The organism is Streptomyces sp. NPDC013317 (assembly GCF_055563155.1).
The window spans coordinates 43,587-59,917 of sequence record NZ_JBVHDX010000024.1; the positions used below are offsets into that span (position 1 = coordinate 43,587).

A 16,331-nucleotide genomic window follows, 5' to 3' on the forward strand; every position below is an offset into this window, starting at 1 on the left:
CCGCCCCGTCCCGCACCCCCAGACCTTCGTCGCCGGCCCGTCCACACGCCCCGCAGCACGCCGGGCCGGCGGCGAAGAACTCCGACCTGCCCGAAAGGACCGTCACGTGGCAGCCCCTCACTCGCACCGCACCGACGACTGGTGGCGCGACGCCGTCATCTACCAGGTGTACCCACGCAGCTTCGCCGACGGCGACGGCGACGGCACCGGGGACCTCGCGGGCGTCCGGGCGAGACTGCCCTACCTCGCCGAACTCGGCGTCGACGCCGTGTGGTTCACCCCGTGGTACCTCTCCCCGCTGGTCGACGGCGGATACGACGTCGCCGACTACCGCACCATCGACCCCGCCTTCGGCACTCTCGCCGAGGCCGAGAAGCTCATCGCCGAGGCCCGCGGACTCGGCATCCGCGTGATCGTCGACATCGTTCCCAACCACGTCTCCGACCAGCACGCCTGGTTCCGCGCGGCGCTCGCGGCCGGACCCGGCAGCCCCGAACGCGAACTGTTCCACTTCCGGCCGGGCCGCGGCGAGCACGGCGAACTCCCGCCCAACGACTGGCCGTCACAGTTCTCCGGACGGACCTGGACCCGGGTCGAGGACGGCGAGTGGTACCTCCACCTCTTCACCCCGGAACAGCCCGACCTCAACTGGGCCCACCCGGCGGTCCGCAGGGAACACGAGGACGTGCTCCGCTTCTGGTTCGAGCGCGGCGTCGCCGGCGTACGCATCGACTCCGCCGCACTGCTGGCCAAGGACCCGGCCCTCGCCGACTTCGTCGAGGGCGTCGACCCCCACCCGTACATCGACCAGGACGAACTCCACGACATCTACCGGTCCTGGCGGGCGATCGCCGACGCCTACCAGGGCGTCTTCGTCGGCGAGGTGTGGCTGCCCGACTCCGAGCGGTTCGCCCGCTACCTGCGCCCCGACGAGCTGCACACGGCCTTCAACTTCAACTTCCTCTCCTGCCCCTGGGAGGCGGGCCGGCTGCGCCGCACGATCGACGACACCCTGGCCGAACACGCACCGGTCGGCGCTCCCGCCACCTGGGTCCTCTGCAACCACGACGTCACCCGGACCGCCACCCGCTACGGGCGCGCGGACACCGGCTTCGACTTCGCGACGAAGGCCTTCGGCACCCCCACCGACCTGGACCTCGGCACCCGCCGCGCCCGCGCCGCCGCGCTCCTCACCCTCGCCCTGCCCGGCTCGGTCTACGTCTACCAGGGGGAGGAACTCGGCCTCCCCGAGGCCGACATCCCGCGCGACCGCATCCAGGACCCCATGCACGCCCGCTCCCAGGGCACCGACCCGGGCCGCGACGGCTGCCGCGTCCCCCTGCCCTGGAACGCCGAAGCGCCCTGGTACGGCTTCGGCCCGACCTCCGAGCCATGGCTCCCCCAGCCAAGCGACTGGGCCCGCTACGCGGTCGACCGCCAGCACACGGACCCGGAGTCGATGCTCACCCTCTACCGGACGGCCCTGACCCTGCGCCGTACGGAGGAGGGCTTCGGCGACGGCCCCCTGACCTGGCTCCCGTCCCCCGAGGGAGTTCTCGCCTTCACCCGCCCGGGGGGCCTGCTCTGCCTGGTCAACCTCGCACCGACCCCCACGCCTCTCCCGGCGCACGCCCACGTCCTCCTCACCAGCACCCCCCTCGACCCGGCGGGCCGCCTCCCGACGGACACGGCGGCGTGGCTGCGGATCTGACGGCCTCGGCTGTCCGGTGGTTCAGGCGACGGGGCGGGGTTCCACGCCTGTCAGGCGCTCCGGGGTGAGGAGTTCCGCGATGCGCTCCGCGGGCAGGAGTCCCTTCTCCAGGGTGAGTTCGGCGACGCCCCGGCCCGTCAGGAGAGCCTCCTTGGCGATCGCGGTGGCGGCGGTGTAGCCGATGTACGGGTTGAGCGCCGTGGCCAGGCCGATGGAGTTCTCGACCGCCGCCCGCAGCTCGTCCACATTGGCCGTGATGCCCACCACGCACCGCTCGGCGAGAGTGAGGCAGGCGGCACGCAGCGAGGTGATGCTCTTCGCCAGGGAGTGCAGGATGATCGGCTCGAAGGCGTTCAGCTGGAGCTGGCCGCCCTCCGCCGCCATGGTGATCGTCATGTCGTTGCCGATCACCTCGAAGGCGACCTGGTTGACGACCTCAGGGATCACCGGGTTGACCTTGCCCGGCATGATGCTCGAACCGGCCTGTACGGCGGGGAGGTTGATCTCGTTGAGGCCGGCGCGCGGGCCCGAGGAGAGCAGGCGCAGGTCGTTGCAGGTCTTGGAGAGTTTGACCGCCAGCCGCTTGAGGACGCCCGAGAGCTGGACGAAGGCGCCGCAGTCCTGGGTCGCCTCCACCAGGTTGGCCGAGGTCACCAGGGGCATTCCGGTGATCGCGGCGAGGTGGCGGCGGGCCGTCTCGGCGTACGCGGCGGGGGCGTTGAGGCCCGTACCGATCGCCGTGGCGCCCAGATTGATCTCGTGGATGAGCTCCACGGCCTCGGCGAGCCGGTTGCGGTCCTCGTCCAGCATCACCGCGTACGTGGAGAACTCCTGGCCCAGCGTCATCGGCACCGCGTCCTGGAGCTGGGTGCGCCCCATCTTGAGGACGTCGCGGAACTCGAGGGCCTTCGCCGCGAACGCGTCCTGGAGCACCGCGGTCGCCTGGAGCAGACCGTGCACGGCCGTGATCGCGGCGATCCGGACGGCGGTCGGGTAGACGTCGTTGGTGGACTGGCTGAGGTTGACGTCCTCGTTGGGGTGGAGGTGCTCGTACTCGCCCTTGGCGTGGCCGAGGAGTTCGAGGGCGCGGTTGGCGACGACCTCGTTGGCGTTCATGTTCGTCGACGTGCCGGCGCCGCCCTGGACCACGTCCACGACGAACTGCTCGTGCAGCTTCCCGCCGCGGATCTCCCGGCAGGCGGCGACGATCGCGGCCGTCTTCGCCGGGGAGAGCAGGCCGAGTTCCTCGTTGGCGAGCGCGGCCGCCTCCTTGACGGCGGCCAGCGCGTCGATCAGCTGTGGGTACACGGAGATCGGCGTTCCCGTGATCGGGAAGTTCTCCATGGCGCGCAGGGAGTGGATGCCCCAGTACGCGTCGGCGGGCACGTCCCGCTCTCCGAGGAGGTCGTGCTCACGGCGGGACACAGTCGTCATCGAGGTGCCTTCGAGGGGGAGGGGAGGAGAGGGAGGAGAGAAGCGGGGAAAGGCAGAGAGGCGGGGAAGGAGAGAGGCGGGGTGGCTCTGCGTCAGGAGGTGCCGTTGAAGCGGGAGCCGGACGCCGTCAGGGCGGGCTCCGGGCGCGCGGGGCCGTTCAGCAGCCGGTGCAGCAGCGCCGGCCGGCGGTCCGGAGCGACGTCGGAAAGGAGGGTCGCCAGGACCGCCATCCGGGCCTGCCCCGCACGCAGCGTTCCGGCCGGTACGGCTCCGGCGGCCACCAGGTCCACGGCCCCGCCGCCGGTGTAGAGCTCGGCGACCGGGCCGGCCGGTACCCGCGTGCTCAGCGCCACCAGGGTGCCCTGGGCGACCGCCGCGCCGACGGCCTCGACGATCTCCGGGGTCGCGTTGCCCGCGCCCGTACCGACGAGCACGACGCCCCGCGCACCGGCCGCGACGGAGGTGTTCAGGAAGAGGGGGTCGCCGTCGCTGTGGTGCATCACCATGTCGACCCGCGGCAGGTCCTCGACGGCGGCCGTGGGCAGGGGGAGCGGGGCGGGCCGGTCGGGGCTGCGGCGGATGTCCACGCTGCCGAAACCGACCTTCCCGAGGCTGGACTCCGACGGGTCGGCGAACGCGTCCGCCGCCAGGGTCTGCGTCTTCACGGTGCCGCGCGCCGCGTGCACCCGGCCGTCGAAGACGACGAGCACGCCCAGGTCGCGGACCGAGGCGGCCACCTGAAGGGCGTCGTACACGTTGCCGGGGCCGTCGCCGTCCCCCGTACCGAGCGGACGCTGCGCCCCGGTGAAGACGACCGGTCGCGGGTCCGTGTGGTGGAGGTCCAGGAAGAAGGCGGACTCCTCCAGGGTGTCCGTGCCGTGGGTGACCACGACGCCGTCGACGCCGGGGTCGGCGAGCGCCGCGTGGACCGCGCGCAGCAGGGTGACCTGACGGGCGGAGGTCATCCGGGAGCTGTTGACGTTGAACAGGTCGACGACCTCGACCGTCACGCCCTCGGGCAGTGCCGAGGTGGCCAGGACGTCGTCACCGGAGGCGTCGGCGGCGTACCCGACGCCCTGCCAGCGGCTGGCTATGGTGCCGCCCGTGCTGATGAGGGTGATCCGGCGCGGCCGGTCGTCGCGTGTCCACTGCATGTCTGTCTGTCCCGGAGATCGAAGGGTGTCGCCTTCGCAACGATAGGTCAGCTTGTATGGCATGTGATTGCGAGTTCGAGGCCGACCCTGCGAGATATGACGTGCATAATTGCGTCATGGATCGGATCGATCGCAGTATCTTGCGTGAGCTCCAGGAGGACGGTCGGCTGACCAACCTGGAGCTCGCCCAGCGCATCGGCCTCAGTGCCTCCGCCTGCCTGCGGCGGGTGCGGCAGCTGGAGGAGGACGGCGTGATCCAGGGGTATCGCGCCGTCATCGACCCCGCGGCCGTCGGGCGGGGTTTCGAGGTGCTCGTCTCGATCGAGGTCCGGCGGGACCGGGAGACCGTCGAGGCCTTCGAGGAGGCGCTGCGGGACATCCCCGACGTCATCGAGGCGCACCGGCTCTTCGGCAGCCCCGGCTGTCTGCTGCGGATCGCGGTCGCGGACCTCGCCGCGTACGAACGGCTGTGGATCGAACGGCTGACCTCGCTGACCGGGGTCACCGAGGTCAACTCGCAGATCATCATGAAACGGATCAAGGAACCGCGCGGACTGCCGGTCGAACGCTGACCGCACACCCGAGTCGGCTCGTGTCGCTGTTGGGCCGAACGGGTGAGTAACGGGAGGATGGGTGCATGAGTAGGTACGAGAGGTACGACGTCACCGACGAACAGTGGGAGGGCCTGGCGCAGGTCCTGCCCCTGCGAGGGCGTGACGAATGGCCGTCCAGGGTCGACCACCGCGCGGTGCCCGACCCGTACGAGGCGGCCGAGCAGCGCCGCATGATCGTCCTGCGCGTGCAGGTCTTCGCGGACGCGCGCGAGGTCGCCGACTACCTCATCGCGCAGATCCCGGTGCTCCTCGACCTGACGAGCGCTGACACCGACGTCGCCAAGCGCATCCTGGACTTCAGCAGCGGCGTCGTGTTCGGGCTCGGCAGCGTCATGCACCGGGTCGACCGCAACGTCTTCCTTCTCGCGCCCGCCGGTACGGAGGTCGAGGGCGCGTCCGACGCGGAGGCGGACGAGGACGTGGCGGGAGTCGCCGTCCCCCGATCGTAGGAAGATGGTCAGGGCGTAACGGTTCGTCATCCGCGGTTCTGCGTACGGTCCGATCATGGACTCCACCGGCGGCCCCACGCCCGACCGAATGCCTGATTCCGTCCCCTCCCCCCGCGCCGCCGGCTCCCTCGCCTGTACGACCCAGGCGCGGAGCACGCAGGCACGGAGCCCGGTCCGGGGCCCCTTACGCGGTGGCGCTGCGGCGGCCGGCCCGTCAGCGGGCCAGGCGACCGGCTCGGCCCCGGGCGTGGCGACCGGCTCGGCGGCCGTCTCGGCGGTCCGCCCGTCGCCCGGCTCGGCGGCCGGTGCTGTCCGGACCGTCCGGACCGCACGGCCCGCCGTCACCGAACTCCGGCTCTCCGCCTTCGCCGCGCACCGCGCCGCCGTCCACCCGCTCGGTCCCGTGACCCTCTTCACCGGGGCGAGCGGCACCGGAAAGTCCACCGCCCTGCGGGCGTACGAGGCGCTGGCGCGGCTCGGCGCGGGTGAGGACCTGGCCGCCGCCTTCCCCGACGCCGTCGCCTGCGTGCCCGAGCGAGCCCGGCCCGACGCCCAGGGGAGGCGGGGGTTCCGGATCGGCTGCACCGTCGACGGCCCTGCCGGGCCGGTCCGCCTCGACCTCGCCGTCCAGGTCGAACCCTCACTCCGTATCGTCGGCGAACGACTCACCTGCCGTGGCCGCACGCTGCTCACCACCGCCCTCCGCGACCCCGGGCGCAGCACCGTCCAGGCCGAATGGCACACCGCGGGCACCAGCCCCGTCACCCGCGCGCCGTTCCCCGACGGCCGGCTCGGCACCGCCCTGTTGCCCCTGCGCGTGGCCGGAAAGACGAAGGGGCAGCTGGAGGTCCTGGCCGCCGCCGAGCAGGTGGTCGTCGCCCTTCGCTCGGTCTTCCCGTGCGACCCCCGTCCGTCGCGGATGCGTGCTCCCGTGCCGAAGGGCGAGGGGCGGCTGCGGCGCGGCTGCGACAACCTGGCGGAGGTGCTGCACCGCACCGCGACCGAGTGCGCGCGTCGCCATGCCCGGCTCGCGGCGGTCGCGGGCGCCGGCTGCGCGGGTGTCGTCACGGGGCTGCGTGTGGAGGAACTGCCGGACGCGACGGTACGGGCGGTTCTCGAGCGCGGTCCGAGGGGGGCCGGGGGCGGGCCGGCGGGAGGGCCGCCTGCCGTCGGCTTTCAGGGCGGGGTGCCGGGTGGTGCGCCGGGCGGCGTCGCGGTTCCGGCGCCGCGCGGCGGCGTTCCGGTCGTGACCCCGCTGGGCCGGCTCGGCGACGGCGAGCTGCGCTACCTCGCCCTCGCCCTCGTCCTGCTCACCGGACCCGGCGTGCTGGCCATGGACCAGCTCGCCGAAGTGCCCTCCGCCATGCGGACGCTGACCGTTCTCGCCGACGGCCTGGACGGATGTCTGGACGGGCTCCAGCTCCGCGCGCTCCTCGACCTCGCCGCCGGCATCTGTGCCGACGGGCACATCCGGCTCGTCGGCACCGTCGGAGAGGCGGCGGCGGAATACGCGCGTGAGACACCGGGGGTGTCGGTGGTACATCTGGGGAGTGAGTGAACTGGATGTAGCGGGACTGCAGCGCAGATTGACCGAGTTCGCGGCGGCACGGGCCTGGCAGCCGTACCACAAACCCAAGAACCTGGCGGCGGCGCTCAGCGTCGAGGCCGCCGAACTCCTGGAGATCTTCCAGTGGTTGACGCCGGAGCAGGCGGAGCGGGTGATGGACGACCCGGACAAGGCGCACCGGGTGGAGGACGAGGTCGCGGACGTACTGGCCTATCTGCTGCAGTTCTGCGCGGCGCTGGACGTCGACCCGCTGGCCGCGCTGTCGGCGAAGATCGACAGGAACGAACTCCGCTTCCCGGCTGTGCGACCCCCGGAGGAGACGTAAACGCCACTGAAAACGGTGATCGTCACTCTTCGGAGTGATCGACTTCTCCCCATCGAGCTTCCTGTCCACAGATTTCCGAATTCCTCTGGCGTTTGGGCTCAGGCGCCTTCACTCTGGGTAATGGATTCAGTGGGCAGTAAGTCGTACGAACGGGGGCGGCGTCCATGGAAGCGGAGCGACTGATCGCGGCGGGCCGGCACGCGCTGGCGGAGAGCCGGACGGCACTGGACATCGTGGCGGAGGCCTGGCAGGCCCAGGCCCTCGCACAGGCGATAGGGAGTCATCTCGCGCTCTGCGGACCGCAGGAGCTGCGGAGCGAGGCGCGGGGGCTCAGTGAGATCGGCGGCGGGCGCGGGGTGGCGGAGCACCCTGTGCTGCGGACGGGCGGGCCGAGAGCCGCCCAGCTGACCGAAGTGACGAACGCGCGCGTGGCGTTGACCGCGCTCGGCGCGCTCCTGGGAGAGGTGGGCATCGCCCTGGTCGGCGTGGCCTGCGCGACCGACGAGGAGGGGTTGTACTGGCAGTGCATCGAGGCGATCGACGCCGCCGACGAGTCGAACGACCGGGTGCGCGGGATGCTGCGACGACTCGCGATCCGGGAGCGTGACCGGCCGCCCGATGCCGCCCGGGGCCGGGCGGGCCCGGCGGCGCCGCGATGAACGGCGACCGCGGGAGCGGGCGTGTGGGAGACGGGTGGAGGGCGGCCGGGGCGCTGTCAGCCCGCGCCGGGGGCGTCCCCGGCTCGGGACTCCTGGCGGTCCGCCGAGGACTGAAGGTCGGCGTCGAGCTGCGACAGGTCGGCGTTGAGCGCCGCCATCAGCTCCTCCATCTGCTGCAGCAGGCCCTTGGGGGTGCCCGAGCCCTTCTGCTCGGGCACGGACTGCGACTGCTGTACCGGCTGCTCGGGCAGCGCCCTTTCGGGCGCGGCTTCCTGGGACATGGCGGCCTCCTCGGCCCAGGCCCGTCCCGCGAGGGAGGGCCACCGTCGAGAACGACGCACCGGCAGCGGCCGCCGGCGCGCGGGCCGGGCGGTCCGGCTCCGCCCGAGCCAACGACGGTGCCGGGCCCCGGTCACTGGCCCGGCGGACCGCGCACTGCCGGAGGCCCGGATATTCACCCGACCGAGCCGCGGCGTCCGCGGGGCTGACGGAGAGGTTGACGGCCGCCCCGAGGTGCAGGATGGAGGCATGGATCTTCGAATCTTCACCGAGCCCCAGCAAGGGGCCGACTACGACACCCTGCTCACGGTCGCCAAGGCCACCGAGGACCTCGGCTTCGACGCCTTCTTCCGGTCCGACCACTACGTCAGCATGGGCTCCGCCGACGGGCTGCCCGGGCCGACCGACGCCTGGATCACCCTGGCCGGCCTGGCCCGGGAGACCCGGCGGATCCGTCTCGGCACACTGATGACCGCCGGCACCTTCCGCCTCCCGGGCGTCCTCGCCATCCAGGTCGCCCAGGTCGACCGGATGTCCGGCGGCCGGGTCGAACTGGGCCTGGGCGCGGGTTGGTTCGAGGAGGAGCACCGGGCGTACGGGATCCCGTTCCCCAAGGAGAGGTTCGGCCGGCTCGAGGAGCAGCTGGCGATCGTCACCGGGCTGTGGGGTACGGAGCTCGGCAAGACGTTCTCGTACGACGGCGAGTACTACCAGCTCACCGACTCGCCGGCGCTGCCGAAGCCGGCCCAGGACAGGCTCCCGGTGCTCATCGGCGGACACGGAGCGAGCCGCACGCCGCGCCTGGCCGCGCGGTACGCCGACGAGTTCAACATCCCCTTCGCCTCCCTGGAGGACAGCGAGCGGCAGTTCGGGCGCGTCCGGGCCGCCGCGGAGGCCGCGGGCCGCGGGGCCGACGCGCTGGTGTACTCCAACGCCCTGGTGGTCTGCGTCGGCAAGGACGATGCCGAGGTGGCCCGCCGGGCGGCGGCCATCGGGCGCGAGGTCGAGGAGCTGAAGGCGAACGGCCTGGCAGGCTCGCCCGCCGAGGTCGTGGACAAGATCGGCCGGTACGGAGCGATCGGGGCGTCCAGGATCTATCTCCAGGTGCTCGACCTGGACGACCTGGACCACCTGGAGCTGATCTCCGCCCAGGTCCAGTCCCAGCTCGGCTGAGCGGAGGCGCGCGATGAGGCCCGTCCGTACGCTCGCCGAGGCGATGGCCGACGAGGTGCTCGTCCTCGACGGTGGGCTCGCCCACCAGTTGGAGGCGCAGGGGTGCGATCTCCGTGACGAGCTGTGGTCGGCGCGGCTGCTCGTCGACGGACCCGAGCAGATCGGGGCGGCGCACACGGCGTACGTACGGGCGGGCGCCCGGGTGCTGATCACCGGTAGCTACCAGGCCACGTTCGAGGGCTTCGCGCGGCGCGGGGCCGGACGGGCCGAGGCCGCGCGGCTGCTCGCGCGGAGCGTGGAACTGGCCCGGGCGGCGGCGGAGGGGGCCGCGAGGCCGGTCTGGGTGGCCGGGTCGGTGGGACCGTACGGGGCGATGCTCGCGGACGGGAGCGAGTACCGGGGACGGTACGGGCTGGGTGTGCGCGAACTGGAGCGGTTCCACCGGCCCCGGATCGAGGCGCTCGCGGCGGGCGGACCGGACGTGCTGGCGCTGGAGACGGTGCCGGACGCCGTCGAGGCCGAGGCGCTCCTGCGGGCGGCCGAGGGGTGCGGGGTGCCGGTCTGGCTCTCGTACACGATCGAAGGGGAGCGGACGCGCGCCGGGCAGGGTCTCACGGAGGCGTTCGGGCTGGCGGCGGGGAACGACCAGGTGATCGCGGTAGGGGTCAACTGCTGTGCGCCGGACGATGCCGCGCGGGCCGTGCGGATCGCGGCCGACGCCACCGGAAAGCCGGTCGTCGTCTACCCCAACAGCGGGGAGGAGTGGGACGCGGGCGCCCGGTCCTGGAGCGGCGGCGGATCCTTCGACCCGGAGCGCATGCGGGACTGGCCCGCCGCCGGGGCGCGGCTGATCGGCGGGTGCTGCCGCGTGGGACCCGACCGGATCGCCGCGCTGGCCGCCGCCATGTCGGCGGCGCAGCGGCGCCCGCCCGGGTGACGACCCGCCGAGCGAAGGAGGGCCGCCGCGGGCCGAACGAACGGGAGCACGGCGGTGCGAGGCGGCGACCGCACCCGAAAATACCTGGTCGCAGTAGGGATCCCGGACCATACTCGGACGCGTGTTCCTGACGATCAGTACCACCGGCACCCCCGAACGTCCCGCGACCGATCTGGGCTTTCTGCTGCACAAGCATCCCGACAACGCGCAGACGTTCTCGACCTCGCACGGCACGGCGCACGTCCTCTACCCCGAGGCGACCGCCGAGCGGTGCACGGCCGCGCTCCTGCTCGAAGTGGACCCCATCGCGCTGGTGCGCCGTGGCAAGGGCAAGGGCAGGGGCGGTGCCCCCGACTCGGCGCTCGCGCAGTACGTGAACGACCGGCCGTACGCCGCCTCCTCGCTGCTCGCCGTCGCGCTCGCCACCGTCTTCAAGAGCGCCCTGCGCGGTGCCTGCAAGGCGATGCCCGAGCGTGCCGCCGCGCCCCTGCCGCTGCGTATCGAGGTCCCCGCGCTCCCGGCGCGCGGCGGTGCCGAGCTGGTCGGCAAGCTGTTCGGGCCGCTGGGCTGGGACACGGTCGACGCCGAGCCGGTGGCCCTGGACACCACGTTCCCGGAGTGGGGCGACTCGCGTTACGTAAGGCTCGTCCTCGAAGGGGAGCTGAGGCTCGCCGACGCGCTCAACCAGCTGTACGTGCTGCTGCCCGTCCTCGACGACGCCAAGCACTACTGGGTCGCGCCCGACGAGGTCGACAAGCTGCTGCGCGCCGGTGACGGCTGGCTCGCCGAGCACCCCGAGCAGAAGCTGATCACCAGCCGCTACCTCTCGCGCCGCTGGGGCCTGACCCGCGACGCCATGGAACGCCTGGAACTGGCTCGGCTCGCCGAGTCCGACGGGCTGGCGGCCGAAGACCTCGACAACGCGGTAGACGCGGACGAGACGGCGGACGAGACGGCGGACGAGACGACCGGCCGGACGGCGGACCGGACGACCGGCGAGGCGACGGACGCCCCGGAGAAGACGGTGTCGCTCGCCGAGCAGCGCCGCGAGGCGATCCTCGCCGCCCTGCGCGCCGCCGACGCGAGCCGTGTGCTCGATCTCGGCTGCGGACAGGGCCAGTTGGTGCAGGCGCTGCTCAAGGACGTGCGCTTCACCGACATCGTGGGCGTCGACGTCTCCGTACGGGCCCTGACCATCGCCGGACGGCGGCTGCGCCTGGAACGGCTCGGCGAGCGCCAGGCCGGCCGGGTGAAGCTGATCCAGGGCTCCCTCGCGTACACCGACAAGCGCCTGACCGGCTACGACGCGGCGGTCCTGAGCGAGGTCATCGAGCACCTCGACCTGCCGCGGCTGCCCGCGCTCGAATACGCGGTGTTCGGTTCGGCGCGCCCCCGGACGGTCCTCGTGACCACACCGAACGTCGAGTACAACGTCCGCTGGGAGTCCCTCCCGGCCGGGCACGTCCGGCACGGCGACCACCGCTTCGAGTGGACCCGCGAGGAGTTCCGCGCGTGGGCCGGACGCGTCGCCGAACAGTACGGGTACGGCGTCGGGTTCACCCCGGTCGGCCCCGACGACCCCGAGGTCGGCCCCCCGATATCGGAATCAGGACACTCATGGACGATGACGGTCACAGTAGGCGCCGCAGCGTAGTGCGAGCGGGGCTGTGCAGGCCTCTGACCTGGCCATTCGTGGGTCGCGACTCCGAGTGGCCGAGAGCCAGGAGCGTCGCCTTGGAATCGAAGGTGCGCAGCAGGGAGGGCCTGATGGGGGTTGCCTCAGGCGATAGGCACGGCAGTACCGCGCTCCCAGAGCTCGTCAGCGTGCTCTGCGAAACGGGACCACATTCCGCCGTCGCCATGCCGGCGCAGATGTAGCAGCGGCGAGTCGTGCCCCACGACTCTGGCGAGATGCGGCGTCACTAGCGCCTGATCATCGAACCGGAACACCGACAGCGACACGTGATTCGCGGCATCCTCCGCCGCACTGAAGCGAGCCTCAACGCCCTCGACGGGCCCCAGCTTGCGCAGCCCGTCCAGCGTGATCCGGATGCGGGTAGACACCGACAGCGCCACGTCTTCAATGACCTCGCGCTGCCTGGTCACCTCGCACTCAGGGTCACCTAGAAGGATCCGTACTCGGCACCCCGCTTCCGCTCGGCGCCGTACCGTCGCTGAGAAGTGAGGTACCTGCGTCCAGAGGAAGTAGTTCGTGTACCCCGCCAGGAGCATCTCGCGCTCAGCCCCACCTACGAGGTCGGCCCACACGGTCGACGGGCACGCCGACCGGTAAGGGTAGGAGGAGACGATCTCCCGGTCGGTGCCGAGCTTCAGGCGGTCACGTACTGCCTTCGGCCAGATCATCGCCTCGTCCACCTCCAGTGCCCGCGCCGTGTCGGCACGGTTTCGTGCGTGCGGTGTCAGTTCCCCGTCCGCCAGCCAGCGTTCCACCTGTTTCGCGGTCACCCCGACTCGGTCCGCCAAACCCCGAGGCGTGAGCCCCGCGTCATCCATCGCTGATCGTAAAGCCGCGTTCACTGCAACCCCCTGAGGCCGGACTTTTGGGCCTTCCTGGAGCGTAGGGGGAGACGGTCCAACTGTCCCTAGAAAGGGGGCAGATACGTCCTGCCGCTGATGCCACGCTAAGGACATGAGATACCGGCCGGGGGACGTCGTAGTCGACGGAACGAGAGCCCTCACAGGGCAAGTGCAAGCCGTGCAGCCAGGCGGCAGACTCACCCTCACCCGCCCCGGCGGCTACGCATGGACGGCCACCTCGGAGGACTGCTGGCCCGCCAGCCCTACCGAACGAGCCAGCCTCACCCTAGGCGGAGTGATCCGCATCATCAGCGCCTCCCGGCCGTCCAACACCCCCTGAGTCGCCGTCTCGCCGGGTCGCCCCCGCACCCGGTGAGACGGCCATCCCTTGCAGCCCATGTACACCGGCTCGACACCGGGCGAGGGAACTGCCCCGCCAGGCGGGGCTCAGCAAGTGCACTTCCGCTTACGAGTGAAGGAGTACGCACATGATCGACATGAACCGCTGGGTGACCGCACAGGGCGACGAGGACCAGGGCAACAAGGACATCGAGTCGGGCGACGGTGGCGGCAGCAACCCCACCCAGGGCTGCGGCGACAACCGCTAACCCTGAAGCACGGCGAGTCGCGGGCCCCGCTCTGGCAGGATCAGAGTGGGGTTCCGCACGCTAGGAGAGGCGCACCATGGCACGCGAGATCAGCGGTACTGGCAGGGTCACACTCTTCCCCCTGCTGCACATGTGGCCAGACGTCTTCGGGGTCGCCGCCTACGCAACTACCGGGCACTTCGGAGTGACAGCGGCCGTCGGATACATTCCGATTCCCGAGGTTCCGGACATGAGCCTCCTCGACGTCGGCGCGAGGCACACCGGCGCTAACGCAGACCGCTCCGCGCACGCCGAGTGGGTGCTGTGCACCGCCTGGAGTGCCCGCACAGTACTCAAGCCAGGCTCCATGGACATCGCTACGGCGGACTGGACCCTGGAGTGGGAGGCCCGCGCGGAGCCGAAGGGGAACGGCGGCAATATGTACGGGCACGGCGAGCTGTACGTAGGCCGATTTGCCCTCGCCGACGAGGTGCTGATGAAGCAGGCCCGCGAGCTGCTGCCTGAACTGGCCCGCCGATAGCCGGGCGCGGCAAAAGCCCCCTCCCGCCCGAAGGCGAGAGGGGGCTTGGTGTAGTCAGGATGCAAACAGGGGTGTACGGCAGGTGCCTTGTCAGTCCTCGTCGTCGCCGGCTGGCGGCAGGTCGGGTTCGAGGAACAGTCCCTGGTATCGCGGGGCGGGCTGCTCGGCGGGGACGTCTGCGACAGCGGCCGCCTCGCGGTAGGCAGACCGCGCCGGCAGTGTCTGATCAGGCACTCGTACTCCAGTTCTTACACGTCGATGTGATCGAGGAAGGGACGCGCCCTGACGGGGATCGGCCGCGGGGCCGGCGGTTCCATGCCAGCCTGGCGGATGTATCCGACGAGGCTGTGGCGGTCGGTGACGAGCCAGCTGATCGCTGCGCCCTGCCCGCTGATCTGATCCTGCTGGCTGGCGGCGTCTGCCTTCAGCCCATCGATCTGATGCTGGAGGCTATCGCGGATGACGGTGAAGTCGTCCCGCTTTTCTTGCCGGGGTGTCCGGCGTGCGGCTCGGGCTGCCCAGACGCCGCAGACGCCAGTGACTGCTGACACGCCGATCGAGGCCCAAGTCTCAGGACTCATATGGAGGCTCCGCTCTCTTGGGCCGAGGCGGTTCACGCCATCCGGCGACGACTAGCACCGGCAGAGTGATCGCCCCGTAGAGCGCTGCCGCTATCCACCCCCTCGGGTACAGGCCGAGCGGCCACCAGCTGATCAGATAGCCGAGCATCCAGGGGGCGGTGATGAGCGGCAGTGCGAGGAAGCCGGGCCAGTCGATGCCCTGTGGCAGAAAGGCGGACGCTGCCGCGACGAGGCCTGCGGTGATCCAGCACCAGCCCCATACCTGCAGGGGCATGACGTTCAGCAGCACGCGGAGACCGCGCTGGTCGGCCAGCGGAGTGGTGATCTGGCCGTAGCCGATCAGGGTCCACACGAAGCCGTAGCTGAGCAGGATGGTGCCGCGACGACCGAGCATTCGCCTCAGTCGCCGCAGTGCACGGCACCGCACCTACACCCCAGACGCGGTGGAGGCGCTGTGCTTGGAGCCGACGAACCGGGCGATGAGGCCCTTCACGAGGGACCCGCCGGCCGCGATGCCGGCCACGCCAACGGACTCCCAGAACGAGGCGGAGAACATGTCGCCCGGGCCGGCGGCGAGAGCCACAGCGGCGGACGCGGTCAGGCCGGTCCATATGACGCGCTCGGCGAGATCCTTCGCGTAGGTCGCGGCGGTCTTCACGACCGTCTCGGCATCGCCGATGTTGGGCAGGTTGGAGGTCATGGCTTTCTCGCTTCCATGGGGTGGGTCAGGAGTTGGTGGGGCCGGTGACGTCGACGTTGACCTGCACGACGGCATCGGCGATGGCCTGCTCGACAGCGGCCACGACGGTGGCGGTGTCGACGTCGTCACCGAGCTGGTCGGCGAGGGTCTTGACCGTGGCGGAGAGGGCCGCGACCTGGGTGGTGAGGGCCTTGGCCATCGCGTGCGTCTGCACGTCGTACCCGTAGGCGTCGGGGATGGGCTTGCCAGTGGCCTCGAGCGACGCGTCGTTGGCGGCCTTGTTGCGGTAGCCGTGGACCGCGAGCGCGATCCGGTTGGCGTCGTCGGCGGTGATCGCCACGTCGTCCTCCTCAGGTTCAGGGGTGGGTTTGGTGCCCGTGGCGTGGGCGAGCACGCGGGCGAAGTTGAGGTTGCCGGGGTCGCCGTGGTCGTTCTCCGGCACGTGCTGGTGGCCGAGCCAGCCGTAGTAGGCGTTCCACTGGGCGCCGCTCAGGCGGACGCCGTTCGCGCCGTAGGAGCCGCCGACCTGGCCCTTGTTGTAGGGCTTCCAGGTGACGGTCGACCGGAGCGGGATGCCGTGGTTGTCGTGTGACCACTTCACGAACTTGGCGAGCTCGGCGAGCGCCCAGTCCGGTGCGGCGGGCCAGAAGATGTAGTCGACGCCGACCCGCTTGCCGTCCCACGTAGACGCATTGCGCTCGTCGCAGGTGCCGACGAGTTCGATCTGCACGGCGTTCGCCGTGTTTGTGTCGACACCACCCGCCTTGTTGACCAGGGCGCGTGAGGAGACGTCGAAGTCGAAGTGCTGGTACCAGCGCAGCCGCTTGTTCGGGATGTCGGGCATGGCGGTGAAGTTGGGCGCCGAAGCCCCGCCGCCATAGTCCGGCACGGTCCGGCCTTCGGTGGTGTGGATGACGCCGACGTTCGACTCCATCGCGGTGCCGCCCCACCGGGCCTGATGCCAGTAGGAGGTGGACGCGCCCGGGTAGCGCTGTGGTCCGGTCTTGGCCATCAGGCCTCCAGGAATGACGAAAGCCTTAGAACCAGTGGTGTGGTCCCAAGGGGATTTGGGCAGTTTGGTC

At 71.3% G+C, this 16,331-nt stretch carries 19 protein-coding genes; 10 read left to right on the top strand and 9 right to left on the bottom strand.

Annotation, left to right across the window (positions count from 1 at the left end; all coding sequences use genetic code 11):
* Positions 1-106 precede the first annotated feature (106 nt).
* Positions 107-1,711, top strand: a complete 1,605-nt coding sequence (locus tag ACZ3IJ_RS35050; RefSeq protein WP_467475085.1) for a glycoside hydrolase family 13 protein — start codon at positions 107-109, stop codon at positions 1,709-1,711.
* 21 nt (positions 1,712-1,732) lie between these two features.
* Here ACZ3IJ_RS35050 and aspA read toward each other — a convergent pair whose 3' ends face one another.
* Positions 1,733-3,145, bottom strand: coding sequence for an aspartate ammonia-lyase (gene aspA / locus ACZ3IJ_RS35055; RefSeq protein WP_467475087.1), 1,413 nt, complete (start codon positions 3,143-3,145; stop codon positions 1,733-1,735).
* 92 nt (positions 3,146-3,237) lie between these two features.
* Positions 3,238-4,299: an asparaginase gene (locus ACZ3IJ_RS35060; RefSeq protein ID WP_467475089.1), complete on the bottom strand. Its 1,062-nt coding sequence runs from the start codon at positions 4,297-4,299 to the stop codon at positions 3,238-3,240.
* Between the two features lie 116 nt (positions 4,300-4,415).
* On the opposite strand from ACZ3IJ_RS35060, the gene ACZ3IJ_RS35065 reads away from it, so the two are divergent.
* The 5 genes from ACZ3IJ_RS35065 (at position 4,416) to ACZ3IJ_RS35085 (ending at position 7,913) form a co-directional block, all read left to right on the top strand.
* Positions 4,416-4,871 carry an Lrp/AsnC family transcriptional regulator gene (locus ACZ3IJ_RS35065; RefSeq protein WP_260226008.1) on the top strand — a complete coding sequence of 152 codons (456 nt, stop codon included), beginning with the start codon at positions 4,416-4,418 and terminating at the stop codon, positions 4,869-4,871.
* Positions 4,872-4,936: 65 nt separating this feature from the next.
* On the top strand, positions 4,937-5,362 hold the full coding sequence (locus ACZ3IJ_RS35070) for a cell division protein SepF (RefSeq protein ID WP_391801670.1): 426 nt from the start codon (positions 4,937-4,939) through the stop codon (positions 5,360-5,362).
* Between the two features lie 55 nt (positions 5,363-5,417).
* Positions 5,418-6,920, top strand: coding sequence for an AAA family ATPase (locus tag ACZ3IJ_RS35075; protein ID WP_467475092.1), 1,503 nt, complete (start codon positions 5,418-5,420; stop codon positions 6,918-6,920).
* Positions 6,913-7,254, top strand: a complete 342-nt coding sequence (locus tag ACZ3IJ_RS35080; protein ID WP_467475094.1) for a nucleotide pyrophosphohydrolase — start codon at positions 6,913-6,915, stop codon at positions 7,252-7,254. The genes ACZ3IJ_RS35075 and ACZ3IJ_RS35080 overlap by 8 nt, the downstream gene beginning before the upstream one ends.
* A 164-nt stretch (positions 7,255-7,418) precedes the next feature.
* Positions 7,419-7,913 (top strand): DUF6099 family protein, encoded by a 495-nt coding sequence (locus ACZ3IJ_RS35085; RefSeq protein WP_467475096.1) that lies wholly within the window; start codon positions 7,419-7,421, stop codon positions 7,911-7,913.
* A gap of 56 nt (positions 7,914-7,969) precedes the next feature.
* Here ACZ3IJ_RS35085 and ACZ3IJ_RS35090 read toward each other — a convergent pair whose 3' ends face one another.
* On the bottom strand, positions 7,970-8,194 hold the full coding sequence (locus ACZ3IJ_RS35090; RefSeq protein ID WP_467475098.1) for a hypothetical protein: 225 nt from the start codon (positions 8,192-8,194) through the stop codon (positions 7,970-7,972).
* A 247-nt stretch (positions 8,195-8,441) separates the two neighbouring features.
* Here ACZ3IJ_RS35090 and ACZ3IJ_RS35095 point away from each other — a divergent pair, with 247 nt between their 5' ends.
* From ACZ3IJ_RS35095 to ACZ3IJ_RS35105, 3 genes are all read left to right on the top strand, one after another.
* Entirely contained in the window at positions 8,442-9,365 is a 924-nt protein-coding gene (locus tag ACZ3IJ_RS35095; RefSeq protein WP_467475100.1) for an LLM class F420-dependent oxidoreductase, read from the top strand.
* A gap of 13 nt (positions 9,366-9,378) precedes the next feature.
* The gene (mmuM, locus tag ACZ3IJ_RS35100; protein ID WP_467475102.1) at positions 9,379-10,302 is read left to right on the top strand and encodes a homocysteine S-methyltransferase; all 924 of its coding nucleotides are present in this window, start codon (positions 9,379-9,381) and stop codon (positions 10,300-10,302) included.
* A gap of 121 nt (positions 10,303-10,423) precedes the next feature.
* Positions 10,424-11,956, top strand: coding sequence for a 3' terminal RNA ribose 2'-O-methyltransferase Hen1 (locus ACZ3IJ_RS35105; protein ID WP_467475104.1), 1,533 nt, complete (start codon positions 10,424-10,426; stop codon positions 11,954-11,956).
* 125 nt (positions 11,957-12,081) lie between these two features.
* Here ACZ3IJ_RS35105 and ACZ3IJ_RS35110 read toward each other — a convergent pair whose 3' ends face one another.
* Positions 12,082-12,666: an XRE family transcriptional regulator gene (locus tag ACZ3IJ_RS35110; protein WP_467475116.1), complete on the bottom strand. Its 585-nt coding sequence runs from the start codon at positions 12,664-12,666 to the stop codon at positions 12,082-12,084.
* An 858-nt stretch (positions 12,667-13,524) separates the two neighbouring features.
* Here ACZ3IJ_RS35110 and ACZ3IJ_RS35115 point away from each other — a divergent pair.
* Entirely contained in the window at positions 13,525-13,968 is a 444-nt protein-coding gene (locus tag ACZ3IJ_RS35115; RefSeq protein ID WP_467475106.1) for a hypothetical protein, read from the top strand.
* Between the two features lie 90 nt (positions 13,969-14,058).
* On the opposite strand, the gene ACZ3IJ_RS35120 is transcribed toward ACZ3IJ_RS35115, so the two are convergent.
* Genes ACZ3IJ_RS35120 through ACZ3IJ_RS35140 form a run of 5 tightly spaced genes read right to left on the bottom strand, consistent with a single transcriptional unit; the run spans position 14,059 to position 16,261 of the window.
* Positions 14,059-14,202 (bottom strand): hypothetical protein, encoded by a 144-nt coding sequence (locus ACZ3IJ_RS35120; RefSeq protein WP_467475108.1) that lies wholly within the window; start codon positions 14,200-14,202, stop codon positions 14,059-14,061.
* A 14-nt stretch (positions 14,203-14,216) separates the two neighbouring features.
* Positions 14,217-14,549, bottom strand: coding sequence for a hypothetical protein (locus tag ACZ3IJ_RS35125; RefSeq protein ID WP_361755387.1), 333 nt, complete (start codon positions 14,547-14,549; stop codon positions 14,217-14,219).
* The gene (locus ACZ3IJ_RS35130) at positions 14,539-14,943 is read right to left on the bottom strand and encodes a hypothetical protein (RefSeq protein ID WP_467475110.1); all 405 of its coding nucleotides are present in this window, start codon (positions 14,941-14,943) and stop codon (positions 14,539-14,541) included. The genes ACZ3IJ_RS35125 and ACZ3IJ_RS35130 overlap by 11 nt, the downstream gene beginning before the upstream one ends.
* Before the next feature lie 33 nt (positions 14,944-14,976).
* Positions 14,977-15,249: a hypothetical protein gene (locus ACZ3IJ_RS35135; protein WP_467475112.1), complete on the bottom strand. Its 273-nt coding sequence runs from the start codon at positions 15,247-15,249 to the stop codon at positions 14,977-14,979.
* 25 nt (positions 15,250-15,274) lie between these two features.
* Positions 15,275-16,261: a hypothetical protein gene (locus ACZ3IJ_RS35140; protein WP_467475114.1), complete on the bottom strand. Its 987-nt coding sequence runs from the start codon at positions 16,259-16,261 to the stop codon at positions 15,275-15,277.
* Between the last annotated feature and the right edge of the window lie 70 nt (positions 16,262-16,331).